16 protein-coding genes and 1 pseudogene are annotated in these 16,573 nt (G+C 62.4%); 11 read left to right on the plus strand and 6 right to left on the minus strand.

What is annotated here, in order from left to right; translation table 11 throughout:
• Window positions 1-20 precede the first annotated feature (20 nt).
• The 3 genes from chvE to ACQ4MS_RS10810 form a co-directional block, all read right to left on the minus strand.
• A complete protein-coding gene (gene chvE, locus ACQ4MS_RS10800) occupies window positions 21-1,091 on the minus strand; it encodes a multiple monosaccharide ABC transporter substrate-binding protein (protein ID WP_431099501.1) in 1,071 nt (356 codons plus the stop codon).
• A 64-nt stretch (window positions 1,092-1,155) separates the two neighbouring features.
• Entirely contained in the window at window positions 1,156-2,121 is a 966-nt protein-coding gene (locus ACQ4MS_RS10805) for an ABC transporter substrate-binding protein (protein ID WP_431099502.1), read from the minus strand.
• Window positions 2,122-2,177: 56 nt separating this feature from the next.
• Window positions 2,178-3,629 (minus strand): aldehyde dehydrogenase family protein, encoded by a 1,452-nt coding sequence (locus ACQ4MS_RS10810; protein ID WP_431099503.1) that lies wholly within the window; start codon window positions 3,627-3,629, stop codon window positions 2,178-2,180.
• A 108-nt stretch (window positions 3,630-3,737) separates the two neighbouring features.
• Here ACQ4MS_RS10810 and ACQ4MS_RS10815 point away from each other — a divergent pair, with 108 nt between their 5' ends.
• The gene (locus tag ACQ4MS_RS10815) at window positions 3,738-4,697 is read left to right on the plus strand and encodes a LysR family transcriptional regulator (protein ID WP_431099504.1); all 960 of its coding nucleotides are present in this window, start codon (window positions 3,738-3,740) and stop codon (window positions 4,695-4,697) included.
• 144 nt (window positions 4,698-4,841) lie between these two features.
• On the opposite strand, the gene ACQ4MS_RS10820 is transcribed toward ACQ4MS_RS10815, so the two are convergent.
• Entirely contained in the window at window positions 4,842-5,627 is a 786-nt protein-coding gene (locus ACQ4MS_RS10820; RefSeq protein WP_431094365.1) for an SDR family NAD(P)-dependent oxidoreductase, read from the minus strand.
• Window positions 5,628-5,831: 204 nt separating this feature from the next.
• Between ACQ4MS_RS10820 and ACQ4MS_RS10825 the strand changes: the two genes are divergently transcribed.
• On the plus strand, window positions 5,832-6,716 hold the full coding sequence (locus ACQ4MS_RS10825; protein ID WP_431099577.1) for an SMP-30/gluconolactonase/LRE family protein: 885 nt from the start codon (window positions 5,832-5,834) through the stop codon (window positions 6,714-6,716).
• 47 nt (window positions 6,717-6,763) lie between these two features.
• Window positions 6,764-7,690, plus strand: coding sequence for an aldose 1-epimerase (locus ACQ4MS_RS10830; protein WP_431094367.1), 927 nt, complete (start codon window positions 6,764-6,766; stop codon window positions 7,688-7,690).
• Window positions 7,691-7,705: 15 nt separating this feature from the next.
• Here the strand turns inward: ACQ4MS_RS10830 and ACQ4MS_RS10835 are convergent, their stop codons facing one another.
• Window positions 7,706-8,434 carry an IclR family transcriptional regulator gene (locus ACQ4MS_RS10835; protein WP_431094368.1) on the minus strand — a complete coding sequence of 243 codons (729 nt, stop codon included), beginning with the start codon at window positions 8,432-8,434 and terminating at the stop codon, window positions 7,706-7,708.
• A 111-nt stretch (window positions 8,435-8,545) separates the two neighbouring features.
• On the opposite strand from ACQ4MS_RS10835, the gene ACQ4MS_RS10840 reads away from it, so the two are divergent.
• Window positions 8,546-9,487, plus strand: coding sequence for a hydroxymethylglutaryl-CoA lyase (locus tag ACQ4MS_RS10840; protein WP_431094369.1), 942 nt, complete (start codon window positions 8,546-8,548; stop codon window positions 9,485-9,487).
• The gene (locus ACQ4MS_RS10845) at window positions 9,480-10,691 is read left to right on the plus strand and encodes a CaiB/BaiF CoA transferase family protein (protein ID WP_431094371.1); all 1,212 of its coding nucleotides are present in this window, start codon (window positions 9,480-9,482) and stop codon (window positions 10,689-10,691) included. The genes ACQ4MS_RS10840 and ACQ4MS_RS10845 overlap by 8 nt, the downstream gene beginning before the upstream one ends.
• 40 nt (window positions 10,692-10,731) lie before the next feature.
• Here the strand turns inward: ACQ4MS_RS10845 and ACQ4MS_RS10850 are convergent, their stop codons facing one another.
• A complete protein-coding gene (locus tag ACQ4MS_RS10850; protein ID WP_431094373.1) occupies window positions 10,732-11,661 on the minus strand; it encodes a LysR family transcriptional regulator in 930 nt (309 codons plus the stop codon).
• Between the two features lie 101 nt (window positions 11,662-11,762).
• Here ACQ4MS_RS10850 and ACQ4MS_RS10855 point away from each other — a divergent pair.
• The 6 genes and pseudogenes from ACQ4MS_RS10855 to ACQ4MS_RS10880 form a co-directional block, all read left to right on the plus strand.
• Window positions 11,763-12,704: pseudogene (locus ACQ4MS_RS10855) on the plus strand (ketopantoate reductase family protein); the annotation flags it as partial.
• Window positions 12,705-12,722: 18 nt separating this feature from the next.
• Window positions 12,723-13,133, plus strand: coding sequence for a VOC family protein (locus tag ACQ4MS_RS10860; protein ID WP_431099578.1), 411 nt, complete (start codon window positions 12,723-12,725; stop codon window positions 13,131-13,133).
• Between the two features lie 10 nt (window positions 13,134-13,143).
• The gene (locus ACQ4MS_RS10865; protein WP_431094375.1) at window positions 13,144-13,626 is read left to right on the plus strand and encodes a MaoC family dehydratase; all 483 of its coding nucleotides are present in this window, start codon (window positions 13,144-13,146) and stop codon (window positions 13,624-13,626) included.
• Between the two features lie 58 nt (window positions 13,627-13,684).
• Window positions 13,685-14,908: a CaiB/BaiF CoA transferase family protein gene (locus tag ACQ4MS_RS10870; RefSeq protein ID WP_431094376.1), complete on the plus strand. Its 1,224-nt coding sequence runs from the start codon at window positions 13,685-13,687 to the stop codon at window positions 14,906-14,908.
• Window positions 14,905-15,726 carry a shikimate dehydrogenase gene (aroE, locus tag ACQ4MS_RS10875; RefSeq protein WP_431094378.1) on the plus strand — a complete coding sequence of 274 codons (822 nt, stop codon included), beginning with the start codon at window positions 14,905-14,907 and terminating at the stop codon, window positions 15,724-15,726. The genes ACQ4MS_RS10870 and aroE overlap by 4 nt, the downstream gene beginning before the upstream one ends.
• Window positions 15,727-15,758: 32 nt before the next feature.
• Window positions 15,759-16,457: a TetR family transcriptional regulator gene (locus ACQ4MS_RS10880; RefSeq protein WP_431094380.1), complete on the plus strand. Its 699-nt coding sequence runs from the start codon at window positions 15,759-15,761 to the stop codon at window positions 16,455-16,457.
• Window positions 16,458-16,573: the final 116 nt, after the last annotated feature.

Raw genomic sequence — 16,573 nt, forward strand, 5'->3', positions numbered from 1 at the left:
TGTTCAGGTTTTAGCCTGAGTTACTTGATCTGCGATTCTTTGTAGTAACCACTGCCTATCAGCACCTTGTTCCAGTTGGATGCGTCAACAGCCACCGGCTTGAGCAGATAAGAGGGCACCACCTTCACGCCGTTGTTGTAGGTCTTGGTGTCATTGATTTCGGGCTGCTTGCCGGAGAGCGTGGCATCCACCATGTTGGCCGTTACCTTGGCCAGCTCACGTGTGTCCTTGAAGACGGTGGAGTACTGCTCACCTTTCAGGATGGACTTCACTGAAGGGATTTCGGCGTCCTGGCCACTCACCACCGGGCAGGGCTGCTGCGCTGTGCAGTAGCCCACACCTTTGAGCGAGGACAGAATGCCGATGGACAGGCCGTCATATGGCGACAGGACTGCGTGGACCTTTTCCTTGCCATAGTAGGCCGAGAGCAGGTTGTCCATGCGTGCCTGGGCGACCGCGCCGTCCCAGCGAAGCGTGCCCACCTTGTTCATGCCCATCTGCTTGCTGCGCACCACCAGCTTGCCGCTGTCGATGTAGGGCTTGAGCACGCTCATGGCACCGTCATAGAAGAAAAACGCATTGTTGTCGTCAGGGGAGCCACCGAAGAGTTCGATGTTGAAAGGACCCTTGCCCTGCTTCAGCCCCAGCTTGTCGACGATGGAGGTGGCTTGCAGCACGCCGACCTGGAAGTTATCGAAGGTGGCGTAGTAATCCACATTCTTGGACCCCTTGATCAGGCGGTCGTAGGCAATGACTTTGACGCCTTTGTCTGCCGCGTTTTGCAGGGCTTTGGACAAAGTGGTGCCGTCGATGGACGCGATCACCAGAACCTTCACGCCCTTGGTGATCATGTTTTCGATCTGGGCAAGCTGGTTCGGGATGTCGTCATCGGCGTACTGAAGGTCGGTCTTGTAACCCCGCTCCTTGAGCACCTTGACCATGTTGTCACCGTCGGCGATCCAGCGGGCCGAGGACTTGGTTGGCATGGAGATGCCGATGCTGCCCTTGTCCTGCGCATGAGCCAGCGGCGCGACACCGACCGTACCCAGGACAAGGCCGGCTAGCAAGGTTTTCAGAAAAATACGCTTCATAAAATGGTTCCCCTAATGTTGTGAATGGCGCCTGCAGTATCAGGCGCCCCGTCGCGAACGAAAATCAGTACTTACGCTTGGGGAATTCCTTGGCGGCTACTTCCATCGGGAAGATGCCCTCTTCGGTAACGATACGTTTCTGAACCGGCTTGCCTGCCTTGATGTCCTTCACGGCCGCCATCAGTTGCGGGCCCAGCAGGGGGCTGCATTCCACCGAGACGTTGAGCTTGCCGGCGATCATGGCCTCAAAGGCGCCCTTGACGGCGTCGATCGAGATGATGGTGATGTCCTTGGCGGGCTTCAGGCCTGCCTCTTCAATGGCCTGGATCGCACCGATGGCCATGTCATCGTTGTGCGCGTAGAGCACGTTGATCTTCTTGCCCTCGGCTTTGAGGAAGGCTTCCATCACTTCCTTGCCCTTGGCGCGGGTGAAGTCGCCGGTTTGCGAGCGGATGATCTTGAACTTAGGATCGGCCTTGATGATCTCCTCAAAACCCTTCTTGCGGTCAATGGCCGGCGCGGAACCCACGGTGCCTTGCAGTTCCACGATGTTGACCTGGCCGGTGGTGCCCTTCATTTTCTCGACCAGCCAGCGGCCTGCCTTGCGGCCTTCTTCCACAAAGTCGGAACCCATGAAGGAGACATACAGCGTGTCATCTTTCACGTTGACGGAGCGGTCGGTCAGGACCACCGGGATCTTGGCCGCCTTGGCCTCACGCAGGACGGTTTCCCAGCCCGACTCGACCACCGGTGAGAACGCGATCACGTCCACTTTTTGCGCGATGAAGGAGCGGATCGCCTTGATCTGGTTTTCCTGTTTCTGCTGGGCATCCGAGAACTTGAGTTCGATGCCGGCTTCTTTGGCGGCTGATTTGATGGACTCGGTGTTGGCAGTGCGCCATTCGCTTTCAGCGCCTACCTGGCTGAAGCCCAGCACAATGGGCTTTTGTGCCCACGCTGAAACTGGCAGCAAGCCGGCAAAGGGGGCGCAGGCGAGTGCAGCAGCGAGGGCGCGACGATTGATCTTCATGTTGTCTCCTTGGGTTAGATTGAATTTTCAGAAAGCTCTCGGGTGATCTTGACGGATCAGGCCAGCATATAGCCGGTCTTTACCGTCGTGTAAAACTCTGCAGCGTAGCGACCCTGCTCACGCGGCCCGTGGCTCGACCCTTTGCGGCCGCCAAACGGCACGTGAAAGTCTACGCCTGCGGTTGGCAGGTTTACCATGGTCATGCCCACCTCGGCATGGCGCTTGAAATGCATCGCATGCTTGAGGGACGTTGTACAGATGCCCGCGCACAGGCCGAAAGGCGTGTCATTGGCAAGGGCAAGCGCGTGTTCGAAGTCATCGGCGCGCAGCACGCATGCCACGGGGCCAAAGATTTCTTCACGGGCGATGCGGTGCTCCGGCTGGGCCAGGAAAAGCGCCGGGTTCATGTAGTGTCCCGGTGTCGGGCGTTCGAGCACTTCGCCGCCCCACACATGCTCGGCTCCCTCATTACGCCCTATGTCCATATAAGACTGGTTCTGTTCCAGCTGGCCCTTGTCAACCACCGGGCCCATTTCGACGCCCCTCTCCAGCGCGTGGCCCACCTTGAGCGCGGCGATGCGGTGGCGCAGGCGGGCAACGAATGCGTCGTGCACGGGCGCCTCCACGATCAAGCGGCTTGAGGCGGTGCAACGCTGGCCGGTCGAGAAGTAAGAGCCTTGCACCGCGCATTCGACGGCCTGGTCAAGGTCGGCATCGGCCAATACCACCAGCGGATTTTTGCCACCCATTTCGAGCTGCACTTTTGCCCGGCGTGCAGCAGTGGACTGAAGAATGCGCTCCCCGGTTGCCACCGAACCCGTGAAACTCAAGGCGTTGACCAAGGGATGGTCGACCAGCGTCTGGCCGACTTCCCGGCCGCTACCCATGACCAGGTTGAAGACGCCTGCAGGCAGCCCGCAGCGGCTGATGATTTCGGCCAGCGCCCAACCGCACGTTGGCACCAGCTCGGCTGGCTTGAAGATCACGGTGTTGCCGTAGGCCAGCGCCGGTGCGATTTTCCAGGCCGGAATTGCAAGAGGGAAATTCCAGGGCGCGATGATGCCCACCACGCCGACGGGTTCACGTGTCACATCCACCTGAATGCCCGGCCGCACCGAGGCCATGGTCTCTCCCGGGATACGCAGCGCTTCGCCCGCGAAGAATTTGAATATCTGGCCAGCCCGCGCCGCTTCGCCCACCGCTTCGGGGAGCGTTTTGCCTTCTTCCCGCGCCAGCAGCATGCCCAGCTCGTCTTTACGCGCCAGGATTTCACTGCCGATCTGGTCAAGCACATCAGCCCGGCGTTGTGGCGTGCTATGGCTCCAGTGTGGCAAGGCCTCGGAAGCGGCCCGGATGGCAAGTTCGGTCTGGTTGCGGTCAGCGCGTGCGTATTCGCTCACTACCTCCCGTGTATCCGAAGGATTGGTGCTGATGCCCGTCGTGGTGCCGGTTTCCCAGCGTCCATTGATGTAATGCCGGGCGTTTTGTTGCAGCTCGCCGAATTTCATGAAGAAAACCTCTTCTTTAGAAGGACTGCAGTCTAAGATTGATTTAGATATCAATCCAATCGTTTTTTTGACAAAATAGATATCGTTCTACGCATTCTGGAAAACCCGATGAGCACCTATAACCACTGGTTTATTCGCGCGCGGCTCAAAACCCGGCAACTGCTGCTGCTGGTTGCGCTGGCCGAGGAAGGCAACATTCACCGCGCGGCACAGGTCCTCAGCATGACCCAGCCGGCGGCTTCCAAGCTGCTCAAGGATCTGGAGGACGTGCTGGAGGTGCCGCTTTTTGAACGCTTGCCCCGCGGTATGCGCCCCACCTGGTATGGCGAAACCATGATCCGGCATGCACGAATGGCGCTGGCCAGCCTGAACCAGGCGCATGACGAGCTCACCGCACTTAGAACCGGGCACTTCGGCCATGTGGGCGTCGGCGCAATCACGTCTCCGGGATTGGCCCTGTTGCCGTCCGCAGTGGCAGTGGTCAAACAGGAACACCCAAGCCTGCGCATTTCGCTGGACATTGAAACCAGCCCGGTGTTGCTTGAGCGGCTCGAACAGGGCAGGCTCGACATCCTTGTGGCGCGCCTTTTTGCCGAGCATGACAAGACCAACTTGCGCTATGAGCCCCTGGTCGAGGAGCCGGTATGTGCCATGGCACGTCCGGGGCACCCGCTGTTGGGCGTGACGGGCCTCACCTTGCGTGACGTGGTCGCGGCCGCCTGGATAGTTCCGCCCGCGGGCAGTGTCTTGAGACACCGGTTTGACCTGATGTTCCAGGAGGACGGACTCGCGCCACCCATCAATGTGGTCGAGTCCTCCGCATTGCTCTTTATTACCCGCATGCTGCAGCAAAGCGACATGGTGGCTGTGGTCGCGGCCGACGTGGCGCGGTATTACGCGGCGCACGGCATCGTCTCGGTGCTGCCGCTGGATATGCCCTGCCACATGGACGCCTTCGGCATCATCACCCGCACCGACCGGCTCCCTTCGCCTGCCGCCAAAGTGATGATGAAGGCGCTGAAGACGGCGAGCCTCACACTCTACGGCCGCAGGCTGGAAGCGGACTAAAAATCTTCGCAGCTCAGGCCAGGGACACCGCGGAGACGGCCTTGCCGGGCCGCCAGTGTCGCCCCCCTGAGGGGCTGAGAGCCGCGACTCCAAGCCTGCCCGCGCAGGCTTGGACGGCTCCGAAGGCGCCCCGGGGGGAGGTTGTTAAACCCAACCGGCGTCTACCTTGAATTCCTGCGCGGTGCACATGGCGGCGTCGTCGGAGGCCAGAAACAGCACCATACGCGCGATGTCGTGAGGTAGCAGCTTGTCGGGCAGGCACTGGTTGCGCTCAAGCTCCTTCTCGCCTTCGGCATTCAGCCATAACTTGATCTGCCGCTCGGTCATGACCCAGCCCGGCGACACGGTGTTGATGCGGATGCGATCGCGACCCAGTGTTTTAGCGAGCCCGCGCGTCAGGCCATTCACCGAAGACTTGGCGATGGCATAGCAGGGGTAGCCGGTGCCCTTGCCCTGCCAGCCGGTGGAGCCCAGGTTGATAATGGAGCCGGCGCCGAGCCGCTGCATGCCCGGCACCACCGACTGGATCGCAAAAAAGGCGGGCCGTTCGTTGATGGCGATGCGCTCATCGTAATAAGCAGGCGTTACGGACTCCAGGCTGTGCCGGTCATCGCTGGCCACGTTGTTGACCAGCACAGAGAAATCCCCCAGTTCGCCTGCGGCGTCAGTAACCGACGACTGCAGTGCGGCCACATCCCGCACATCACAAGTGCGCCACCATGGACGGGCGTGCCCTGCATCTGCCAGCTGTTGGGCGAGCGTTTCACTGGCTTCCTTTGCGACGTCAATAAAAGCGACGCGCGCACCCTGTTGCGCAAATGCTGTCACGATGGCAGCGCCTATGCCGCTTCCTCCCCCGGTGACAAACACTGACCGCCCCTTCAGGCTGGGAAAAGTGGACAAGGTGTCGGTTGCCGGAGGGGCTCGCATGGAAATGGGGGTGGAAATGTTTGACATTGCAATATATGTATCAGTAAATATAAAAATAATAAGTTTCCAACATCACTATGCATTGATATCATCCACCGCGTCAAGAGGCTACGGCGCCAACGCAGCGCCCGCAATATGGAGACATGAGTGAGATTGATTCCGGAAACGCCTGCGGGCACGCATCGCCAGCGACCGGCCACACCCATGCCCGGCATGGTGCAGTGCGTCCATCCGGCTGGCGCTTTGCTGGGTGAGGGTACCTTATGGTCGCCGACTGAGCAGTGCCTTTACTGGGTAGATATCCTCGGGCGCTACCTGCACCGTTTTCGCCCTGCCACTGGCGCGCGCGACACCTGGTCCTTTGACGAAGAAATTTCAGCGCTGGCCGAAAGGGCCAATGCACCCGGCCTGATCGTGACCCTGCGGCGTGGCTTTGCGCTGTTTGATCCGGCCTCGCGTGCCGCGCCTCGTTACCTGCACCAACCCGAGGCTGCATTGCCGGGCAATCGTTTCAACGATGGCAAGTGTGATGCGCGTGGCCGTTTCTGGGCAGGGACCATGGACTTTGACTGTGTGGCCCCCACAGGCGCGCTGTATCGCTTTGACCCCGATGGCAGCTGCACGCGTCATGACGAAGGTTTTGCGGTGACCAACGGGCCCACCTGGTCGGCCGACGGCCGCACCCTGTATTTCAATGACACGATCAATGGCCGCATTTATGCCTACGACTTTGACGCCGCGGCGGGGACTTTGTCCAACAAGCGGCTTTGGCTTGCCTTTGCTGCCGGCGACGGCGTACCCGATGGCATGACCACAGACGCCGCCGGCCGCCTCTGGATTGCGCACTGGGGCGGCGCCTGCGTCAGCTGCCATGACCCGGTCACCGCACAGGAGCTGTGCCGCCTGCCCCTGCCGGCAAGCCAGGTGACCAATTGCGCTTTTGGCGGCCCGGACATGCGCACACTTTTTATCACCACTGCCCGCATCGGGCTCACGTCCGACCAGCTTGTCGCCGAGCCGCTGGCCGGGGGGCTGTTCGCCGCGGCGATTGACAGCCCCGGTGTGCCTGCCGGTTTGTTTGGCGGCTGATTCCCGCGCGCGGCTTTCCTTCATCACCCTGCCATGAAAGTTCTCCCATGACCGATTCCGCACACCCTGTTGTCTGGCTGAGCCACGCCGGCCAACGCCTGGGACTGGTTCCTTCGTTAGGCGGCAGCGTGGCCGCCTGGCAACTTGACCGTCCGCAGGGGCCACTGGATCTCTGGCGGCCTTGGGATGGCAAGACGGAAGATCTCTACCAGACCGCTTCGTTTGCCATGGTGCCGTGGTCCAACCGCATCAGCCGTGGCGGCTTTCAACATGCGGGGCGGTTTCACGCAGTCCGGCCTAATCGCAAGGGGGAGCCTTATCCCATCCACGGCGACGGCTGGCTGCAGCCCTGGCAGGTTTCGCAGCCGGCTGCCGACACGCTGGTCATGACACTGGTATCCCACGGCTTCGACGGCAATCCTTATGACTATGAAGCCGTGCAAACCTTCCGGTTGGTGGATGGCGGGCTCGACCAGAAGCTCCAGGTGCGCCACCTGGGCGTCACCCCGCTGCCCTATGGACTGGGCGTGCATCCGTGGTTTCCCCGAACAGCGCAAACGCGGATTACCGCGCAAGTGGAAGGCCTTTGGCTCTGCGGGGACGATCCACTGCCGGTTGCGCACACGACCGACTTCCCAGCTGACTGGGACCTGAACAAAGGCGCGCCTGCCAACGGCCCGCTTATCGACAACGGCTATACGGGCTGGGGCGGCAAGGCCAGCATCGCCTGGCCCGAGCTGGGCCTGCAGGTCACGGCCAGCATGCCGGACTTTGAGCGCGACGGCGGTGCTGCAGAGCACTTCTGCCTGGTCTACCGGCCGCCGCAAGGTTCTGCGTTTTGTTTCGAGCCCATCACGCAGCCTATCGATGCCTTCCACTTGCCGGGACAGCCTGGCCTGCGTGTGCTGGAGCTTGGGGAGCAGTTTTCGCTCAACATCCGGTGGCGCATCGAGCCCGCCGCAGTGCAAGGCTGAAACGGGAGCAAGCTTCTAAACCTGCCCTGTCAGGCGACGGGCTGCCTGAAGTACCGGCCTCACGTGGCGTTCGCTGTAACGGTTGCTGGGCATGGTCAAGGTTAGAGCGCCTGCCAACGCACCATCTGCTCCGAACACCGGCGCTGAAATGCCGGCTACCTCGGCCAGCCGGTCGCCCACGGCCGCGTAGTAGCCCTGTTCCCGGATTCGGGCATACAGCTGGTGTTCTTTGCGCCTGCGGTTCTGCGTCTGGGCTCTGCCGAACGCCATCAGGATACGGCCGCCTGTTCCGCGGTCAGCGGGCAACACATCACCGGCTTTGATGTGGTCGCGGACAGGGTGCGGCGAATCCACCCGGTAAAGGCATAAACGCGCTTCGCCCTGGCGCACATGGTAGGCCGCGCTTTCGCCTGTGGCGGCCGTCAGCTCACGCAGCACCGGCAGCACCACACGGTCCAGCGAAAACGAGGCCGCGTAAACCCCATGCAGGCGCGCGACTTCGGCACCCAGTGCGTAGCGGCCGTCGCCGAGTTGCTGGACCAGCCGCGCATGCTCCAGCGAAGCCAGCAACCGCAGCACCGTACTTTTATAAAGCTGCGTGCGCTCCGCCAGTTCAGCCAGGCCCAGCGAGATATCGCCCGCCCTGAAGGCCGACAGCAGCGACAGGGCACGGTCCACTGATGCAGCGCCGCCGGGGGCGGCATGGGCGTCTGCGACGGATTCGGTCTGGGCTTTGCGCGGCATCGCTCGATCTCCTGGGGCCTTCGTGCCGGTTGCCGCTTGACAGCGCCGGCAACCCGCTTCATGATTTCACGTGAAAGAATATCGTTCTATCTTACAGAATATCAAAAATCGATGCAAACCACCCGGGCTCCCCAGGTCCTGATCAGCGAAGTCGGCCCGCGCGATGGGCTTCAAAGTGTTGCGCGCACCATGGCGACCGCCGATAAATTGCACTGGATCACGGCGCTGCACGCGGCCGGCCTGCGCGAAATCGAGGTGGGCTCGTTTGTGCCCGCCAGGCTGCTGCCGCAGATGGCCGATGTGGCGGAGGTGGTGCGGCATGCGCTCACTTTGCCCGGGCTCACGGTCATGGCACTGGTACCCAACCGCCGCGGCGCTGAGGCAGCGCTGCAAGCGGGGGTGCACAAGCTGACCATGCCGGTGTCGGCCAGCGCAGCGCATTCGCTGGCCAATGTGCGCAAGACGCGCGAAGAGATGGTCGAAGAAGTGAAGGCCATTGCCAGCCTGCGATGCGAACTGGCACCGCAGGTCAGGCTGGAAGCCGCCATTTCAACGGCGTTCGGCTGCACGCTGCAGGGTGAGGTGCCTGAGGACGATGTGGTGTGGCTGGCCGCGCAATGCATCGCGGCGGGCGCTGATGAGTCGGGCTTGTCCGACACCGTCGGTTATGCCAATCCCGCGCAAGTGCGTCGCCTCTTTCGGCGCTTGCATGCCGAAATTGGCGAGAAGGCCGGCGCCGCGCACATGCACAACACGCGCGGCCTGGGCCTGGCTAACTGTCTGGCCGCGTATGAAGAAGGCGTGCGCACCTTCGACGCTTCGATGGGCGGTCTGGGCGGCTGCCCTTATGCACCAGGCGCGTCGGGCAATGTGGTTACTGAAGACCTGGTCTTCATGTTCGAGGCTATGGGCGTCTTCACCGGGGTGGATCTGAAGAAGCTGATGGCAGCACGCGAGCCACTCAAGGCCGGACTGCCAGGCGAACCGGTATATGGCATGACGCCCGAAGCGGGCCTCCCCAAAGATTTTGTACAAGGAAGTTTGCATGCCTGAAGCCCGCATATCCGGCGAACAAAGCCTGCCCTACGCCGGTCTGCGTGTGGTGGAGTTCACCCACATGGTCATGGGCCCGACCTGCGGCATGGTGCTGGCCGACCTGGGCGCAGAAGTCATCAAGGTCGAACCAATTGCAGGGGACAACACCCGCAAGCTGCTCGGCTCCGGTGCGGGATTTTTCCCCATGTTCAACCGCAACAAAAAAAGCATCGCGGTAGACCTGCAGACACCCCAGGGCCGCGAGCTGGTGCTCAAGCTGATCGCCACCGCCGACATCGTCAGCGAGAACTTCAAGCCCGGCACCATGAAGAAGCTTGGCCTGGATTACGCCAGCCTTTCGCAGCTCAACGAACGGCTGATCTATGTGAGCCACAAAGGTTTTCTGCCGGGTCCCTATGACCATCGCACCGCACTCGATGAAGTGGTGCAGATGATGGGCGGCCTGGCTTACATGACGGGCCGCGCAGGCGACCCGCTGCGCGCCGGCAGCAGTGTCAACGACATCATGGGCGGCATGTTCGGGGCTATCGGCGCCATGGCCGCGCTGGCCGCGCGGGAAAAAACCGGCAAGGGCCAGGAAGTACAGGCCGCGCTGTTTGAAAACAATGTCTTCCTGGTGGCCCAGCACATGATGCAGTTCGCCGTAACCGGCCAGCCCGCCGCGCCCATGCCCAGCCGCATTTCAGCCTGGGCGATTTACGACGTGTTCACGGTCAGGGATGGAGAGCAGATTTTCCTGGCGGTGGTCAGCGACACGCAGTGGGCCATTTTCTGCGAGGCCTTCAGCCTGCAAGACCTGCGGGCCGACCCCAGACTGCTGACCAACAACGACCGCGTGCTCGCGCGCGAATGGCTGATGCCCCTGCTGCGCTCCCGCCTGGCGGCGTACAGCGCCGCCGAACTGGGCGGTGTGTTTGAAAACCACGGGCTGCCCTTTGCACCCATCACGCGGCCGCAAGATTTATTTGACGACCCGCACCTGAAAGCGACCGGTGGGCTGGCGCCCATCACCCTGACCGACGGCGCCCGCGCGGGACAGACAAGCCCTACCGTGCTACTGCCGCTCACGCTGGACGGTGAACGTCCGGGCGTGCGCCTGAACCCGCCCAGGCTGGGCGAGCACACCCGCGAACTGCTGCGGGAGCTCGGTTATGAAGAGGACGCCATCCAGGCTCTCCAGGCCAGCCGGGTGGCACGCTGAGCTTGTTGCTATAAAAAATATAGCTTCTTGCGCCCAACTATCAAGGGCTGGAGGCACTTTTCATAAACAACTCGGCACACACGCCGCGCAGCCAGCGGGAGGCCGGGTCATGGTGGTAACGGGCATGCCAGTGCTGCTTCACGGTAAATCCGGGAATCGCCATCGGGCAGGGCAGCACTTGCAATCCAGCGGCGCGGGCCAGGGTTTCACCGATGTGGCGCGGCAGCGTGGCGATCAGGTCGGTGGTGGACAAAATGGCCGAGAGGCCCAGAAAACCCGGTAGCTCCAGCAGTACCCGGCGCGAGATGTTTTGTGACGCCAGGGCGCTGTCCAGCAGCTGGTAGCCGGTGCCGGAGCTGATGCCGATATGCGCCTCGGCCTGGTAGGCCGCCAGGTCCCAGTCAGCGCCCCATTCACTGCCCACCCGCGGATGCCGGGCATTGGCCAGGCAAATCCAGTCCTGGCCGTACAGCGTCTGCTGGTAAAAACCCGCGTCAAGCCAGGGCAGAAAGCCGACAGCAAGATCGGCCTCGCCTGTTTGCAGGGCATGCGCCAGGCCGGCATCGATACGCGCGGCTTCCAGCGCCACGCCCGGCGCCACAGCCCGTACATGGGACAGCAGCCGCGGCAGCAGCGTGATGTGGCTGGCGTCGGTCATGCAGATGCGAAAGCGCCGTTCCGCTGTGGGCGGGTCAAAGCTTGCCTCCGGTTGCGCCAGTCTCTGCAGACCACCCAGCACCTCGCGCACGGTGGCAATCAGCGTATCGGTGCGCGGCGTGGGCAGCATGCCGCCTGCCGTGCGCACAAACAGCGGGTCGCCAAGCTGCTTGCGCAAGCGCGCCAGCCAGATGCTGACCGTGGGCTGGCTTTGCCCCAGGGCCTCGGCCGACCGCGTGACGCTGCGGGTGGTGTAGAGCTGGTCCAGCAGACGCAACAGCTTGATGTCCAGCAGGTCAAGGTCTTTTTCCATACTTCTATTGTGATACGCAATGATTGATATTGCCTTCATTGCATAGACGACATGATTGGGTCTGCCCAGAATCCGCTCCTGAATCACGAAGGAGTTGTGCAGTGAAGATTTGTGTTCTGGGTGCCGGCGCGCTGGGCTGTGCCCTAGGCGGTGTGCTGACGGAGGCTGGCCATGAGGTCTGGCTGATCAATCGCAATGCTGCCCAGGTTGAGGCCATGAACAGCCGCGGTCTGATCCTGCGCGACGCCGACGTAGACCGTTGCGTGCCGGTGCATGCCGCGACCTCCGCCGCAGGCGTGACCATGGACACCGGTGCGGTGGACCTGGTGATCGTGTTGGTCAAGTCCTTCGATACCCGCGCGGCCATGGAGGCAGCCCTGTCGCTGCTGGGGCCGGACACGGTCGTGCTGTCATTGCAAAACGGGCTGGGGCACGAAGACATCCTGGGCAGCATCGTGGGCTCCGAGCGTGTGCTGGCCGGCAAAACCTACGCGGGCGGCACGCAGCTTGGCGCCGGACATGTGCTGATTGGAACGCGCGGCAAGGACACCCACCTGGGCGAACTGGATGGCCGCATCACGGAGCGCGTGCAGCGCATAGCCTCCGCCTTCAACGCTGCCGGACTCGACACCATCGTCAGCCGCAACATCATTGGCACCATCTGGGACAAGCTGCTGGTCAATGTGGCCACCGGCGCCGCCAGCGCTGTCACGCGCCTGCCCTACGGCGAGATGTACCAGGTGCCTGAGCTCGAGGCCTGCGGCATTGCGGCCGTGGCTGAAGCGATGGCGGTGGCAAAAGCCAGCGGCATCACGCTGGCCACCACCGACCCACGCCAGCCGTGGGTCAAGGCGGGTGAAGGCCTGCCCTACGCCTTCAAGACCTCGATGCTGCAAAGCCTGGAGAAGGGTTCCATCACCGAGATCGACTTTGTGAACGGCGCGGTGGTGCGCCACGGCGCGAAATGCGGCGTACCTACGCCCGTCAACCAGGCCCTGGTGGCATGCATCAAGGGTATTGAGCGCGCACAGCCTCGTCAACGCGATTCAAAAGAGCACACCATGGCCCCTCACAAACAAAAATCCTATGTAGAACACGTTGCGGTTCGCGTCAAAGACATCCAGTGGCATATCAACTTCTTCCTGGACGTGCTGGGCATGGATGTGCGTGAGATCGATGGCCCCGCCGATGCACCGCACCAGTATTGGACGATTGGTGGCCTGCAGCTCATGAGCACGCCCGGCTTTGCGGCGCCGCCGTCCAACGACGCTGGCTGGCTGGCGCATCTGGGCGTCATGGTGGAAGACCTGGAGGCCGCACTGACCGGGGCGCAGACATGGGGTGTGAGGCAACTGCCCCAGGGCCGCAACTGGCTGCAGCTGCCCGATGGCCTGGCCGTCGAGCTGATCCAGGCCAGTGCCGGCAGCGTGTCTGCTGTATTGGCAGTCAATCCCCGAGCCGCCACGGCCTGAAAGGCACCTCATGCCCACCCCCCACATCCAGTTCGCCACGCCGGAAAAATACTGGGACGACGCCCAGGTCGGCGACGAGTGCACCAGCCCGTCCTATACCTTTACCGCCGCGCGCATTGATGCCTACGCCGAACTCACAGGCGACTTCACGCCGGTGCATGTGGATGAGGCCTACGCCAATGCCTCGCACTTTGGCTGCCGTGTTGCGCACGGCCTGATGGGGCTGTCGGTGGCCGACGGCCTGAAAACACAGTGCGAATACCGTTTCCTGCCCGGCATGTCGCTGGGCTGGACCTGGGACTTCCTGCTGCCCATCAAGATCAATGACACGCTGCATGTGAAGTTTCGTGTGGCCAGCATGCGGCCCTCCAAAAGCAAGCCGGGCTGGGGCATCGTGGTGCTGCCCGCCGAGCTGATCAACCAGGCCGGGCAGGTGGTGCAAAAGGGCGAGCACCGCCTGATGGTGCCGCGCCGGCCATCCTCTGAAAAATGATCTGCTATCAAAAGCGTAGCTGATGGCGCCCGATATACAAGGACAAACTCAGGTTTTTATGAATAAAACTACCCAGGCGCTGCCGCTGGCGGGCATCCGTGTCGTGGATTACAGCCATTTCCTGGCCGGGCCCTATTTGTCGCGCTGCCTTGCGGCCATGGGCGCAGACGTCATCAAGGTCGAGCGGCCCAGGGACGGGGATGCGGGACGCGCCCACGCTTACTTCATCAAGGGACAGAGCGGCTACTTTTTGCAGCAGAACATGGGCAAGAAGGGCTTGTGCATCAACCTCAAGGACCCGCGCGGCCTGGAAATGATGCACAAGCTCACCGACGCGGCTGATGTGTTCGTCGAGAACTACCGCCCCGGTGCGTTGAAGAAACTCGGCCTGGGCTACGAGGAACTGTCCCGGCGCAACCCTGGACTGGTGTACTGCTCGATTTCCGCCTATGGCCATACCGGCCCGGACGCGCACCGTGCAGGCTTTGGCCTGATTGCGGAGGCCAAGAGCGGCATCATGGCCATGGTCGGCGAGCCCGGCAGCGCGCCGCCGCTGCTGCGCGTTTCGCTGGGCGACATGTACACCGGCATCCACGGCGTGGCGGCGGTATGTGCCGCGCTGCTGGGCCGCATCAAGTCGGGCAGGGGCCAACATATTGACTTGTCCCTGTACGACTGCCTGGTGTCCATGCACGACTATGCGGTGCAGTGCTACACCCTCTCGGGCGGCAAGGAAATTCCGCAGCAAACCGGGCACGACATGCCCCAAAGCACGCTGTACGGCGTGTTTGCCGCCAGCGACGGTTACCTCGTGATTGCCGCGCAGGTCGACGACGCCTGGAAGCGTTTTGCCCAGCTGATAGGCGGCGATACGCTGGCGCTTGATACGCGCTTTCACAGCGCCGCAGGACGCAACGAAAACCGCACCGAAATACTCGCCCTGGCGAAAGCCTGGGTAGCGGGCCGTACTGTGGCCGAGTGCCTGGCTGCGCTGGATGCGATTGATGTACCCAGCGCCAAGGTGCAGAACATCGAGGAAGTGTTGAACGACCCGCAAATTCAGGCGCGCAACATGGTGATTGAGCAGGAACACCCCGTGCTGGGCAAGATCCGCCTGCCCAACCTGCCTTTCAGGTTTTCGGAGTGCGACACCTCGCCCGTCTGCGTTGCGCCCGGCATGGGCCAACATAACCGCGAGATCGCCGCGAGTGTTGGTTACAGCGCTGCCGACATCGAGGCGATGGAACGCGATGGCGTGCTGTATGCCGAGGTGCAGCCATGACCGACCGCTATGCCGTCATCGGCAACCCGATAGGGTTCAGCAAATCGCCGCTGATCCACGGCATGTTCGCGCAGGCTTGCGGGCAGGACATGGAATACACGGCCATCGAAGGGCCGCCAGGCGGGTTCGCCGGCGCTGTTGATGCTTTCCGCGCCCTGGGCGGCAAAGGCCTGAACATTACCGCGCCATTCAAGCTCGACGCCTTTGCCTACGCCACCGAACGCTCGGAGCGGGCACAGCTTGCCGGGGCGGCCAATGCCATGAAGTTTGACGGCGAACGGGTGGTTGCCGAAAACTTCGACGGCGTTGGCCTGGTGCGCGACGTCACGCACAACCTGGGCTGCCAGCTGCAAGGCAAACGTGTGCTGCTGCTGGGCGCCGGCGGAGCGGCCCGGGGCGCATTGCTGCCGTTTCTGGCGCAGGCCCCGGCCGAGCTGGTGATTGCCAACCGCACGGTCGCCAGGGCACTTGAACTCCAGGCCATGGGCGCGGCCCAGGCAAACGTACGCGGCTGCGGTTATTCGGATCTGGCAGGGCAGACCTTTGACGTGGTGTTCAATGCCACCTCGGCAAGCCTGCGCGCCGAACTGCCGCCGGTGCCGGCAAGCGTGTTCGCCCCCGGTTGCCTGGCCTACGAGCTGGCATACGGCAAAGGGCTCACACCATTTTTGCGCCTGGCGCAAAACGCGGGAACCCGGCGGCTGGCCGATGGCGTGGGCATGCTGGTGGAGCAGGCGGCTGAAGCCTTTGCATGGTGGCGCGGCGTGCGGCCTGATACACGCGCTGCAATTGAGCGCATCACCATTGCGCTGGTATGACATGACCTCAGCCTGCCCCCTATACTGCGCGAATGGACGAAACAGTACATTCGCAGGCAGCTTCGGCCAGGGTGCGTGCGCGCAAAAGCAAGGCCCCGGCTGTGCAAACGGCCACGCGCACCAACGATCCGGCCCGCACGATGGCCGGCATCCTCGAGGTGGCTACAGCCGAATTTGCCGAGAAGGGACTGAGCGGCGCGCGCATCGACGAGATAGCGGCAGCCACCCGGACCAGCAAGCGCATGATCTATTACTACTTCGGCAGCAAGGAGGGGCTGTACCTCGCCGTGCTGGAAGAGTCGTACCGGCGCATGCGCAGCATCGAGGCGGAACTGCACCTGGAAGACCTGCTGCCCGAAGACGCCCTGCGCCGCCTGGTGGGCTTTACCTTCGACCATCACCACAGCAACCCGGGCTATATCCGGCTGGTGATGTCCGAGAACATGGAACGCGGCACCTACCTGGCGCAAAGCAAGATCATCCAGCAGCTCAATGTGCCGGCCATCGACGCCATTCGAAAACTTTACGAGCGCGGCGTGGCAGCAGGCATATTCCGCACGGGCCTGGATCCAATCGACATCCATGCGTCGATTTCCGCGCTGACCTTCTTCAACGTGTCCAACCAGCACACCTTTGGGCTGATCTTCAAGAGCGACACGCAGTCAGCGCGCGCCATCACTGCGCGGCGCGACAGCATCATCGAAATGATCGTGCGCTTCGTGCGCAAATAAGCAGCCCGATCCCTGTTTCGCTGCGAACCCTGCCTTTAGCAGGTCGGGTTTCTACCGATATATTTAAAACTAACCAGTTCGTACATTATGGTTTGATGCAAATCGTCAGGCGGGCG

The sequence above is a fragment of the Polaromonas aquatica genome (genome assembly GCF_050626995.1).
Taxonomy (GTDB): Bacteria; Pseudomonadota; Gammaproteobacteria; order Burkholderiales; family Burkholderiaceae_C; genus Polaromonas; species Polaromonas aquatica_A.

Bases quoted from the DNA above. Each gene is read 5' to 3' on its own strand.
- chvE (WP_431099501.1), bottom strand. From the start codon at position 1,091: ATGAAGCGTATTTTTCTGAAAACCTTGCTAGCCGGCCTTGTCCTGGGT.
- ACQ4MS_RS10805 (WP_431099502.1), bottom strand. From the start codon at position 2,121: ATGAAGATCAATCGTCGCGCCCTCGCTGCTGCACTCGCCTGCGCCCCC.
- ACQ4MS_RS10810 (WP_431099503.1), bottom strand. From the start codon at position 3,629: ATGAAATTCGGCGAGCTGCAACAAAACGCCCGGCATTACATCAATGGA.
- ACQ4MS_RS10815 (WP_431099504.1), top strand. From the start codon at position 3,738: ATGAGCACCTATAACCACTGGTTTATTCGCGCGCGGCTCAAAACCCGG.
- ACQ4MS_RS10820 (WP_431094365.1), bottom strand. From the start codon at position 5,627: ATGCGAGCCCCTCCGGCAACCGACACCTTGTCCACTTTTCCCAGCCTG.
- ACQ4MS_RS10825 (WP_431099577.1), top strand. From the start codon at position 5,832: ATGCCCGGCATGGTGCAGTGCGTCCATCCGGCTGGCGCTTTGCTGGGT.
- ACQ4MS_RS10830 (WP_431094367.1), top strand. From the start codon at position 6,764: ATGACCGATTCCGCACACCCTGTTGTCTGGCTGAGCCACGCCGGCCAA.
- ACQ4MS_RS10835 (WP_431094368.1), bottom strand. From the start codon at position 8,434: ATGCCGCGCAAAGCCCAGACCGAATCCGTCGCAGACGCCCATGCCGCC.
- ACQ4MS_RS10840 (WP_431094369.1), top strand. From the start codon at position 8,546: ATGCAAACCACCCGGGCTCCCCAGGTCCTGATCAGCGAAGTCGGCCCG.
- ACQ4MS_RS10845 (WP_431094371.1), top strand. From the start codon at position 9,480: ATGCCTGAAGCCCGCATATCCGGCGAACAAAGCCTGCCCTACGCCGGT.
- ACQ4MS_RS10850 (WP_431094373.1), bottom strand. From the start codon at position 11,661: ATGGAAAAAGACCTTGACCTGCTGGACATCAAGCTGTTGCGTCTGCTG.
- ACQ4MS_RS10860 (WP_431099578.1), top strand. From the start codon at position 12,723: ATGGCCCCTCACAAACAAAAATCCTATGTAGAACACGTTGCGGTTCGC.
- ACQ4MS_RS10865 (WP_431094375.1), top strand. From the start codon at position 13,144: ATGCCCACCCCCCACATCCAGTTCGCCACGCCGGAAAAATACTGGGAC.
- ACQ4MS_RS10870 (WP_431094376.1), top strand. From the start codon at position 13,685: ATGAATAAAACTACCCAGGCGCTGCCGCTGGCGGGCATCCGTGTCGTG.
- aroE (WP_431094378.1), top strand. From the start codon at position 14,905: ATGACCGACCGCTATGCCGTCATCGGCAACCCGATAGGGTTCAGCAAA.
- ACQ4MS_RS10880 (WP_431094380.1), top strand. From the start codon at position 15,759: ATGGACGAAACAGTACATTCGCAGGCAGCTTCGGCCAGGGTGCGTGCG.